Annotated in this window: 5 protein-coding genes; 2 read left to right on the top strand and 3 right to left on the bottom strand. The window is 53.0% G+C overall.

The genetic code is table 11. From position 1 onward, the window contains the following. Positions 1–97: 97 nt before the first annotated feature. Positions 98–2,422 (top strand): OPT family oligopeptide transporter, encoded by a 2,325-nt coding sequence (locus VGN67_RS09610; protein ID WP_327486596.1) that lies wholly within the window; start codon positions 98–100, stop codon positions 2,420–2,422. Positions 2,423–2,926: 504 nt separating this feature from the next. Further along, positions 2,927–3,412 carry an FKBP-type peptidyl-prolyl cis-trans isomerase gene (locus VGN67_RS09605; RefSeq protein ID WP_327486595.1) on the top strand — a complete coding sequence of 162 codons (486 nt, stop codon included), beginning with the start codon at positions 2,927–2,929 and terminating at the stop codon, positions 3,410–3,412. A gap of 236 nt (positions 3,413–3,648) precedes the next feature. Here VGN67_RS09605 and VGN67_RS09600 read toward each other — a convergent pair whose 3' ends face one another. From VGN67_RS09600 to VGN67_RS09590, 3 genes are all read right to left on the bottom strand, one after another. Continuing rightward, positions 3,649–5,028: a Gfo/Idh/MocA family oxidoreductase gene (locus VGN67_RS09600; protein WP_327486594.1), complete on the bottom strand. Its 1,380-nt coding sequence runs from the start codon at positions 5,026–5,028 to the stop codon at positions 3,649–3,651. Positions 5,029–5,053: 25 nt separating this feature from the next. Further along, complete coding sequence (locus VGN67_RS09595; protein ID WP_327486592.1) at positions 5,054–7,210, bottom strand: GH92 family glycosyl hydrolase; 2,157 nt, start codon at positions 7,208–7,210, stop codon at positions 5,054–5,056. 250 nt (positions 7,211–7,460) lie between these two features. Next, positions 7,461–11,708, bottom strand: coding sequence for a hybrid sensor histidine kinase/response regulator transcription factor (locus VGN67_RS09590; protein ID WP_327486591.1), 4,248 nt, complete (start codon positions 11,706–11,708; stop codon positions 7,461–7,463). Between the last annotated feature and the right edge of the window lie 253 nt (positions 11,709–11,961).

Below are 11,961 nucleotides of genomic sequence, written 5' to 3'. Positions count from 1 at the left end.
CACCTAGTCTTCTGACTCTTTGGGTCGCCCGCCTGGTATTGGAAATTTAATTCTTTACTACTACCTTCCCTTCCTGTAAAAGTCACCTTTCTGTCTGATGACCAAGAATCCCTTTCTGGCAAATTTCCGCCCTTATATTGCCGACACCGTAAAAAACATGCGCGAGCTAACGCCGGTGCCACTCCTGGTAGGTACCCTGCTCGGCGTTATTTTCGGCATCTCTTCGCTGTACCTGGTCCTGAAGGTAGGTCTTACGGTATCGGCGTCTATTCCCGTAGCGGTTATTTCTATTACCCTTTTTCGCTTGCTTTCCCGGTTGGGTCTGCGCGATATCACCATTCTGGAGCATAACATTGTACAAACAGCGGGCAGCGCGGGCGAGTCCATTGCCTTTGGCGTTGGTGTAACCATGCCGGCCATCCTGATTCTGGGCTTTGACCTGGAAATCTGGCGCGTTACGCTGGTGGCGGTACTGGGCGGACTGCTGGGAATTTTAATGATGATTCCGCTGCGGCGGGCCATGATCAGGGAACAGCACGGTTTTCTTAAATATCCGGAAGGAACCGCCTGCGCCGAAGTACTCAAAGCCGGAGCGAATCAGGAATCGCGGCGAGCTTCCATTGAGGCCGAAACAGCGGTAACTGATAGCTCCATCAGCAGTGGCGGCAAAACCATAGGGGCGGGCTTTGGCCTGGGTTTTCTCTTTGTAACGCTGATGCAGGTATTCAAGGGCTGGAAAGAAGTACCGGGCAAGGAATTTGGCCCACCCTTCCAGGGAGGTTCCATTTCCTTGGAAAACAACCCGGCGCTGCTGGGGGTAGGCTATATTATCGGCCCCCGCATTGCCGGGGTGATGTTTGCCGGTGGGGCGCTGGCCTACCTGGTCTTGATTCCGATGATCGCCTACTTTGGGGGAGGCCTGGGCCAGCCCCTGACTCCCGCCACCGCTAAACTAATCAGTGATATGGCGCTGGAAGGCAAAGACAGCATTCAGAGTACTTACATCTTGTACATTGGGGCCGGGGCGGTAGCCGCCGGAGGTATCATCAGCCTGTTCAGGTCGTTCCCCATGATTTTTGGCGGAATCAGATCGGGGATCAGAGACTTCAGGAGTGGCGATAAAGTAGCGGTCAAAGAAGCGCTGCCCCGTACCGACCAGGATATTTCTATGAAGTGGGTCATCGGTGGCATCCTGGCCCTGACTGTTATACTGGCTCTGGTACCTGCTCTCAAAATGAATATCATGGGGGCCGTTTTTGTAATCTTATTCGGCTTTTTGTTTGTGACGGTTTCTTCCCGGCTCACCGGTGAAATCGGTTCCTCTTCCAATCCCATTTCGGGTATGACGGTAGCTACCCTGCTGCTCACCTGCCTGGCTTTTCTGCTCCTGGGCTGGACCCAGCCTGACCCCTATTTTGTAACGGCGCTGTCTATCGGGGGCATTGTCTGTATTGCTTCTTCTAACGGAGGTACTACCTCCCAGGACCTCAAAACCGGCTTTCACGTGGGCAGTACCCCCTGGAAACAGCAAGTGGCTATCCTGGTCGGGGCGCTGGTTTCGGCCCTGGCGCTGGGGCCCGTACTCATCGGGCTCAACGAGGCCTCAACGGTGTACGTACCCGTAGCACCTGCGGCCTTCGCAACCGAGTTTCGGGTACCCGACAGCCAACTGCTGCGGCTTGGCGACGAGCCAAAACGGGAAGGGGTGAAGGATGAGCGGCTGAACGATGAAGCCAGCTATTTTGTCTGGCACAATACCGATGTCGCCCGGGGCGAAGCCGGTAGGTACCTGGTCGATGAGGCCGGAAAACCGGCCTATCTGGTAGACCCCGGCATCAATGGCACCATCACCGAGCGGGCCGATGGTACCTCCATTACCAAGTACTACGCGCCCAAAGCCACCCTCATGAGCTATATCATCAAAGGTATACTGAGTCAGGAGCTGCCCTGGAATCTGGTGCTGCTGGGGGTAATGATAGCCATAGTACTGGAACTCGCCGGTATACCGTCCCTGGCTTTTGCCGTGGGACTGTACCTGCCTATAGCCGTGTCGGCGCCTATTTTTGTGGGTGGGCTGGTGCGGTGGCTGGTCGACAAAGAGGTGGTAAAGGGCCTGCGGGGGCGAAACCTGAAGGAAGAAGAAATCATTGCCGAAACCGATAAAAGCCCCGGGGTACTGCTGGCCTCCGGCTACATAGCGGGTGGTGCCTTAGCCGGTATTATGGTAGCGCTGGCCGCCGAATTCCTCAGCGGCACGGTACTTACCTTCACCAACTGGTCCGAAGCCAACAACCCTTTCTTTGCCGGAGCCAACGCCGACTGGCTGGCCCTCCTGCCTTTTGGGCTATTAGCCGTACTGCTTTACCTTACCGGACGATCCCTGCTGTTGGCCGGAAAGCCTGCGACCGAAGTACCTCGTTAACCATCGGGTGGGAGAGAGGTACCTTTGTTCCTGCCAGCCTGGTACTTTCCGGTGGTACCCCTGCACGTAGTAACCGAAGGCCGCCACCGACGGCTTCTCCCGGGCGTATGGAGCCTTTAACCGGATACTTTGTGAAGCGGGCAGATAGACAAAAGTGGAGGAGTTGTCGATAACTTTCGCGGAAACGTCTATTCTGCGGGCACCAGACTCTCTGGTAGCCTATGTTTGTACCAGCGTTTTATTTCGTGAGAATAGGACAATTTTTCCCGCTTCATCTTCTGATTGAATCTCTGATACGGGATCAAGGGGAATTCTTAACCGACAGTGGTGGTTCACTGTCGGTTTTCTTTTTTATGATCGGGTAGGTATTAAAATTTGTATCGGAAGTACTACGCTCAGCCGGATATTTCAACTAATCCCGCTAACAAACTACTGCATACGAACCATTATCCATCCGGATAGTTAAGACACTATACGACCACTTTACCAACGACGGCAATGGGAATGAAATGGAATGGATTACTTTTACTTACCTTGATGTTACTGGCTAGTAGCTGTCAGAATGACGATTCGACTGATCCGGCTGATTGCAACCTGGCTATCCCCACCACAAAGGCACCACAGAGCGAAGTAACTGCTCTAAAACAATATATTGATACGAATAAAATCAATGCTACGGCTGATGAAAGGGGTTTCTATTACACCATTCACTCCCCCGGCACCGGTGCCAAACCCACTCTGTGTTCTGATGTTACAGTTGACTATACGGGCACGCTAACGAATGGGAGTACTTTTGAAACCGCTTCTGATGTAAGTTTCAACTTATCCAGGCTCATCCTCGGCTGGCAGCAAGGCATTCCCCTGATTAGTCCTGGTGGAAGTATTACATTGTATTTACCGCCAAGTCTGGCTTATGGACCACAGGCCCAGCAGGGTATACCGGCTAATTCAATACTTATTTTCAAGATTGATCTCATCTCCATTGATTAATAGCCTGATTTTTTTACTTTGACTAATCAGTTGGGAAATGGCTTCTGCTTTCAGTATCAGGCCCTATATTTTGAGTCTAAGAGCTGGTAACACCCTTGCCCGGAGGCGCTCCTCCAGGCAAGGATTTTTTTATTCGCGTTTTAAACGCTATTTGATGACACCCTGATTGCAAATCAGGGTGAGCTTGGGGTACCATTATTTTTTTGAATAATCAAGTTCAGGTCTAGATACACTATTTAGACCCGGTCAGGATGCGGGTGCTTGTACGGCTGCCGATAGTCACGCTCGAGCAGCTTGGTGAGCTCCCGGTCCCCGACGACTATCCGTTTCTGCGGGTCATAGACTACCGGGCGGCCCGTCTGCATGGATAGATTCGCGAGGATGCAGCTCGCTGTCGAAATATGGCCCTGTTCGATGTCGGCTATCGGGCGGCTTCCCTTGTCGATAGCATCCAGGAAATTGAGCATATGAAGACGGGTGGCCGGTGCTGCGTTCAGTTCGATTTTGGGGTTCGTGGGTTCAGTCAGGTCTTCGGGGTACTTTTCCTTTTCGTAAACTACGTCCAGGTGAATTTTCTTACCTTTTTTATCTTCCGGAATAAAGTCGCATTGCATGGTGCTGGCCCACAGGGTACCCTTCTCGCCGTAGAGGGTGAATGACCAGGGGTAGTCCGGGTTGTTAGGAGTGCCCCAGGTGCGGTGCTGCCAGATACAGTTCAGCCCATCGTACTCGAAGACAGCCGACTGGGTGTCAGAGATATTGGATTTGCCGCCAGTCTGCACGTAAATACCCCCTTCTGAGTTGATGCGCTTCGGCCAGCCGAGTCCCAGCATCCAGCGCACGGTATCGAACATATGGATGCACATATCGCCAGTGATGCCGTTGCCATACTCCATGAATGTCCGCCACCAGCGCACGTGCGGCAGACCGTCGTATGGGCGCAAAGGGGCCGGTCCGGTCCACATCTCGTAGTCCAGAAAGTCGGGGACGGGCTGCACCGGGGGATTGCCGTTGGCCCGCATGTGGAGGTAGCAGCACATTTCCACGTGGGAAATCTTGCCCAGCAAACCCGCGTCCACGATGTCGCGCTTGGCGGTGATCAGGTGGGGTGTACTCTTCCGCTGCGTCCCGACCTGCACCACTTTTTTGTACTTGCGGGCGGCAGCTACCATCGCCTCGCCTTCCATTACATCGACGCTGATGGGTTTCTGCACGTAAACGTTCGCCCCGGCCTTCACCGCGTCGATCATCTGCAGCGCGTGCCAATGGTCGGGGGTGCCGATGAGCACGATGTCTAGTTCGTTCTCGGCCAGCATCTTCTGGTAATCGCCGTAGAGTTTAGGCGTTTTGCCCGATTTCTGGCGTTGGCTGACGAGCTGAGCCGCGGCGGCAAGCATATTCTTGTCCACGTCGCACAGGGCTACTACCTCCACATCAGTGACCTGAATCAGGCGCAACAAATCGCTTTTACCGTACCAACCCGTTCCAATTAATGCGACGCGCTGGGTTTTGGCCGGATTAATCAAGTCCAACCCCCGCTCTCCGAAGGTTGAAAGTGCCAAAGCGGCGGTGGAACTTTGCATGAAGCGGCGACGGGTGATGTTAAATGAGTCCATAACGATGTAGGGATTAGTGAAGTAATTATTTGGTGAGAATTTCCAGGGTACCGCCATTTTTGAACAAATCGTGGGATACGAAATAGCCCTTGTTAGCTTTGCCATTTACCTTAATGGTTTTCAAGTCTCGGCCTTTGTTGGGCTTTTTGATGGTGAGTGTTTTGCCGCTGCTGGTACGCCAGGTAACCTCATCGAACAGCGGGGCGGTCACTATATATTCTGCATCGGTGGCCGAAAACGGGTACAGGCCCAACGCACTGAACACGTACCAGGCCGAAAGCTCGCCCGCGTCGTCCATGCCGCAGAGGGCCAGACCGTCCTCACCGATGCCGTAGAAGTTGTTCAGAATGTTGTCAAGGATCTTCTGCGATTTTTCGGGCTTGCCGATGAAATGGTAGGCGAACGGAGCCTCGTGGTCCGGCTGATTGCCGTGGCAGTATTGTCCGATGAACGACTCGACGTTCCGGGCGATGTACCTGGGGTTCCATGGCACGGTAAAGAGTGAATCCAGCTTCGACTCAAAGCCAGCTGCCCCGCCATACAGCGCGATCAGCCCCGGCATATCGTGGGGCGCGTAGAACGAAACCTGCCAGGCGTTGGCCTCCCGATACATGTACTCGTAGTAAGGGTACTGCGGGTTGAAGGGCGTAATCCAGTCGCCGTTGGCCAGTCGGCCCCGCATGAACCGGGTAGCCGGGTCGAACACATTCTTATAGTTTTTTGACCGCGCCATCATAAGGCGATAGTTGGTGGTGTCACCCAAGTGTTTAGCGATTTGGGCCACTGAATAATCGTCGTACGCGTATTCCAGTGTCTTGGACACGCCCGCGTTGGCCTTTGTTTCCACTTTAGGATTCGGGATGTCGGGGTCGGAGATGAAACCCTTTTCGATGTATTCGGCGATGTGGGCGCGGGGGCCGCCCGGCATATTGGCGTTTTTGAGCATGATCTGGTAGGTACCCTTGATGTCAAAATCCGTAATGCCCCGCTGGTAGGCCCCGGCAATAGATGATAATCCGTGGTCGCCGTGAAAGAAGGTAGGCAGAAATCCCTTTTTATCCCCTACATCCTTCATGGACTTGATGACATCGAGCGTCACCTTGGGAGAGATAAGGCCCAGCAGAACGTCTTTATTGCGGTAGGTGTCCCATAGCGAAGGCTCCGTGTAGTACCGGAAGTCGCCCTTTACAACCTGCTTTTTGGCATCGGTGTACTCGCCGTTGACGTCGCTGCGCAGGGCGGGCCACAAAAACGACCGGTAAAGGCAGGAATAGAGCATCTGCATCTGCTTGTCAGTGCCGCCCTTCACCTGAACGGACGACAGGAGTTTTTCCCAGGTTTGGGTGGCTTCGTTACGAACGGTTTCAAATGATTTGTCCGCTATCTCAGCCTCCAAATTTTGTTTGGCATTTTCCACGCTCACGAATGACAGCCCGATTTTGAGTTCGACAGGCTGGGTGCTGCCATTCGCCAGATGCACGACGGCATTACCGTTGCGTTGCCCGTCGTCCTTTTTCTCGATCCGGTCGATATTCGTATTCAGGCGAGCGTAGAAGTAGATGCGTTCGCCCGTCTGCTGGTAGCCCTGCACCGCCATCGGCCCGGCCTGCTCGATATTCCAGCCCGAGACACGGTTGTTGGCCCGGCCCAAATCGAAGAGTACCTGCCGGTCCGTGTTGTCGCGAAACGCGTATTGGTGGTAGCCGCAGCGCAACGTGGAAGTCAGCTTCACATCGACGTTATAATCATCCAGATAGACCTGATAAAATCCGGGAGCAGCACTTTCCTTCTGGTGGCTGAACCGGGAAGCGTAAGTCTCGGCCGGTCTGGAAAGCGGCAGAATGGGAATGTTACAAAGGTTCCAGTGGCCTTTGTTGGTGTGGGTAAAGCCATAAATCATGGAATCTTCGTATTCGTAGCCCGCGCCGGATCCGTATTCTGTCACGGGGCTTAGCTGCACCATCGCGTTGGGTAGCGAACTGCCGGGAAAGGTCAGCCCCGCCCACGAACGCCAGCCCTTCGGGTACTCGTAGCCGACAATCTCAGGGTCATAGAGGGGCGCTGTGCCAATAAAGGTGTTGACGTATTTGGTGTAGACGGGTTTGGGCTGGCTTATCCCTAGGGTAGAAACCAATAAAATGATCCCTAACATGGGTATGATGGCGTTGTATTTTATTTTCATAATTGTTTTTGGTGAGTCAATTAACCTGCTGTTTGCCCAGCGTGACGATGCCTGCCATTCACAAACTGGCACAGCAAGGAAGAATTCTCCATCAGACTACGGCTTATACTCTGTACTCGCCAGGACGCCTGCGGAACCCGAGCCTTGGCAAGATCCCTTCGGGTTAAGATTTCGGTTCGGAATGGGACTGGCGCAAACTTAGGTTTTATCAGGCGCTTTCCCGGTGGATATTTTCGTCAAAAAAGGTGTATTATTTCGTCTCACAAGAATTTTCATCAATTCCGGAATGCTGTTTTGCGTAATCTGAGGGCGATAGAATGAATACCCCCTGGAATGTTTTGCGGAAATAATTCAAGTCATCCATACCTACCTGGGCGGCCACCTCCGACACGCGCAGCTGGCCCGTTGCCAACAATTGAGCGGCCCGTTTCATACGGACATCCTTGATGAATTTGACGACCGGCTGCCCCGTAATCGCTTTGATCTGCCGGTAGAACGAAGACTGGCTCATGCCCATTTCCCGAACCAACGTCTGTACATTGAATGCCGAATCATGCATATTGGCTTCAATAATACGCATGGCCTTTTCAAGCAACTGCCGTTCCGCATTCGGAATAACAATGTCGGTCGGCTTTAACAGAATCTGACGCTGGTAATACTCTTTCAATTGATGCCGTCCCCGAAGGATGGACGCAATTTTGGCGTGCAGGATGCTGAGGTCAAAGGGTTTAGCCATGTATTCGTCAGCTCCCGTTTCCAGCCCTTCCAGCTCATGGACAGCCGCTACCCGAGCAGTCAGCAGGATGACCGGAATATGTTGTGTTTTGAGGTTTTGCTTTATTTTCCGGCACAGCGTCAGTCCATCGCTGCGGGGCATCATGATATCACTAATGACCAGGCTGGGCAGGAGGCTGAGCGTTTTCTCCCAACCATCAACGCCGTCGACAGCCGTAAAAACGGTATACGCTGGGGCAAGAAGTTGCTGTAGATACTGCCGTAGTTCGTCGTTGTCTTCAACCACCAGAATACGTGACGCCCCTAAATTGGCTTCCCCTTTCGGTAAATGACTGGTTTCGTCTTCATCAACGACCCTGTTCCGAACCAGGGCTGGCGATTTGGTGGTCGGTGGTTCATCGACTATATCCGTCTGCGACAGGTGTGCCTGACCAAACGGCAACCGCAGGGTGAATTCAGTACCGACATCTGGTTCGCTCGTTACCGCTACTTCACCGGCGTGTGCTTCCACAAATTGCTTCACCAGCGATAGCCCGATACCCGTGCCCATGATATGCATGGTTTCGGTATGCGACGCCTGGTAATAGGAATCGAAAATTCGCTCGATCTCCATCGGGTTCATGCCCACCCCCCAATCGCGCACAACAAGCTGGATATAATTGTCGATTAATTTATTTTCTTTGAATACCGCCGGCTCATCCGATAAGCCTACGACCGAAAGAAACAGCCTGATTTTTCCACCTTCAGGGGTGTATTTCAGGGCATTGGCCATCAGGTTGGTCAAGATGATTTCAAGCTTGTCCCGGTCAAAGTACATGGGTACCGGCGTGACGGGTACTTCAATGGCGTAATCAATGTGCTGTTCCTGAGCTTTGAAGCGGAAGATCATAAATAACTCGTTCACGAACGCAACGATATCATCCCTACTGGCCCGCAGGGAAATATTCCCCGTTTCGACCTTACGGAACTCCATGAGCTGATTGACCAAATTCAGGAGCTTGCGGGTTTGGTGCTGCACCAGGTCCATCTTTTCTTTGAAGCCGGGAAACGAACTTTTGGCGTTGGCCATTTCTTCCATTGGGCCCAGAATCAGGGTGAGCGGGGTACGTAATTCGTGTGAGATACCGGTAAAAAAACGAAGCTTAATATCAGTTACTTCCCTTTCTTTTTCGGCCTGAAATTTTTCCAATGCCAGATTATTCTCCAACCGCTGTTGGGTTAGCGTAATGTGGCGGTAAAGCAACAGAGCACCGATTATCAAAAGAATATACATCCCGTACGCCAGTCCGGTGCGGTACCAAGCGGGCGTGATGGTGATTTTAAGCGTGGCGGGCTTGGTGGACCATTTACCTTCGCCGTTGCTCGCTTTCACCACAAAGGTGTAATCACCGGCGGGCAAGTTGGCAAAGCTGGCCGAGCGTTGACCCGGCGCGGCCGTAATCCAGCCGTCGTTGTAGCCAATGAGCCGGTACGCATAGCTATGCTTGCGGGTATTGGCGTAATGTAGACCCACAAAATCCAGTGAAAAATCGTTTTCGGATGCCCGCAGAGTAATGGTTTTGGTTCCATTGATACCTCTCGTAAGGATCATGTGACCATTGACGGGCTTGTCGGCCTCCACCAGTTTGTTGAAAATACGCAGCCCAGTCAGGTGAACAACGGGCGCATAGGGGTTGGGCTTGATAAACCTGGGCTGAAAATACGTGACGCCGTTGACGCCACCGAAGAAGAGCGTACCATCGGCAGCCCGCCAGGCGGCGCCCACCTTGAAGGAGTTGCTTTGGATGCCGTCGGCCACAACGTAGGACACCCACTGGCCGGTGGCCGGGTTGACCCGCAGCAATCCGGTTCCCGCCAGCCAAAGGTGGCCGGTTTCGTCTTCCAGCAGGCTTTCTACGTCTGATAGGGGTAGTCGATGACTGAACCGTTGAATCACCTCCTGCCCTTTTGCATTGACCGTCAATAAGTTCAAGCCACCGCCAATTGTGCCAATCCAAAGCCGTCCTTGATGGTCTTTGAGTAGCGGCCAGGCATAATTAACGCTTAGGCTGGTGCTATCGTTAGCCCGGTAGCTGAACTGTTTCTGGACCTGAAGGGACTTGGGCGTTAGTTTCAGCTTAAGTACACCTGCGTCATGCGTACTAGCCCACATCAGGTCTTTTTCGGAGTCGTATAGTAAAAAAGTAAAACGGTTGGTAGGCAGGCCGCTGTTTTCGGTATTGAATCGCTGGAGGAAGCGTCCCTGTCGGTCAAAACGCAGTAGTCCCTTGTCAAACGTAGCCACCCAAATGGTTGCGAACCGGTCTTCCACAATGCTTTCCAACCGGGTAGTCCGTAACGAGAACCCATCCGGAAGGACGGTTTGTGTGTGGAGTTGGTCATCTTTGAGCGTGATCAGACCGCTGTACCGGGTACTGACCCAGAGGGTACCATCTGAGGCCCGACAAAACGCCGATACCTCAACCCCAGTCGCATAGCCGGGCAGTGACTGACTGAGGTAGTTACGGTACGTTTTCGTGGTCAGATCGTAACGGGAGAAGCCGTTGCGGGTCCCAATCCAGAGCCAGTTCCGGGCTTCGTCCTTTAGGATCGCATTGACGGCATTGTCGGCCAGCGTCGGTTGACTTGTGGCCTGTCGTTGCAAATTTGTAAACGGTTTATTCCACAGGTTTAATTTGTTTAGACCACCAGACGGGGTTGAGAACCAGATAATCTGGTTGCGGTCCTCAAAAATTTGTTCAACCCGCCCGGAATTGATTGTGTGTGAACTGGCATTTTCCGGCAGAAACAGCCTGTGCCTGTCTGGCAGAACGGGAATCCGGGACGATGAGTCGGACGCCGGACGCGGTTCCCATAAATGCAGCCCGGCGTTCGTTCCCACCCACAGATGCCCGAATGAATCGACATAAATGCACTGAGGTTCGTTGATGGGCTGGGGCAGGGAATATTGCGAGAAAGACCTTTGAGCCAGACGGTCGTCCTGCGACACCCAAAGAATTTGCTGATTAGTCCCAATCCAAAGGTTGCCTTGACGATCGAGGTGTAACGCCCGAATGAAGCGGGTTGCTAACGGAGCCGTCTGCGCCATAGATGGCAGTGACGGCTGCCCCGCACCGATTGACCATAGACCGTTGGAAAGCGTACCAATCCAGATTGTTCCGTCGCGGTCGGCGGCCAGACTCGATACGCCGAATGTAACGTCGGATGGCTTCGATAACCCGATTTGCCGAATATCGATTAGTTGATTAGCGGTGTTTAGGACCAGCACAAATAGCCCATCCGAGCGCGTACCGACCCAGATTCGCTCTTTCTGGTCAGCGGAAATCACTTCCACGTCGGCCAACTGAAGCCGTTCCATCAGCGCGTGGTTGACGGACGAACGGGCCAATTGGCTGACATTGATAAACCGATCGTGCGCGGCATCGAATAAGCTCAGACCGGCCCCCTCGGCACCCACCCACAACCGGTTTTGGGCATCCGTGTACAAATCCCGGATCCGGTTGCCGGACAGACCACTGCGGGTGTTGATGGGGAGCGAATACTTTTTCAGTTCGTAGCCGTTGTACCGATTGATCCCGTCGTTTGTCCCGATCCAGAGGAAGCCCTCGGCATCCTGCTCGGCGCACATCGCATCGCTGTGGGCCAAGCCATCATTCACCGTAATGTGGTCAAAGCGGTATTGGTCCGCAACAGACTGGCCCTGAACGATTGTGGCTATTAAATCAAAAGCCAGCAGAAGAACATACCCGCAAAACCTATTCATGATAAAGTGACACAACCTCCAATGTATTCCAATATAGAAAGGTATGGGAGGTAATGAAACTACTATTAACGAATACTTTGCACGGTACGGATTTAATAGTATGCTACGGAAATGGTTTGACAGGTAGGGGTGGGAGCTGAATGTCAGTGGGATATTGGACATTTCTGCTCCCGTAGCCCGGCGTAGTGAATTTTTTAGGGGTACCGTTTTAGGGCGTGGTATCTCGTCCATAATAGGATTACAAGCTTACTCC

Origin of the sequence: Telluribacter sp. (assembly GCF_035998675.1) — a bacterium.
Lineage (GTDB): Bacteria > Bacteroidota > Bacteroidia > Cytophagales > Spirosomataceae > Telluribacter.
This window is presented reverse-complemented; position numbering and strand designations above follow the sequence as displayed.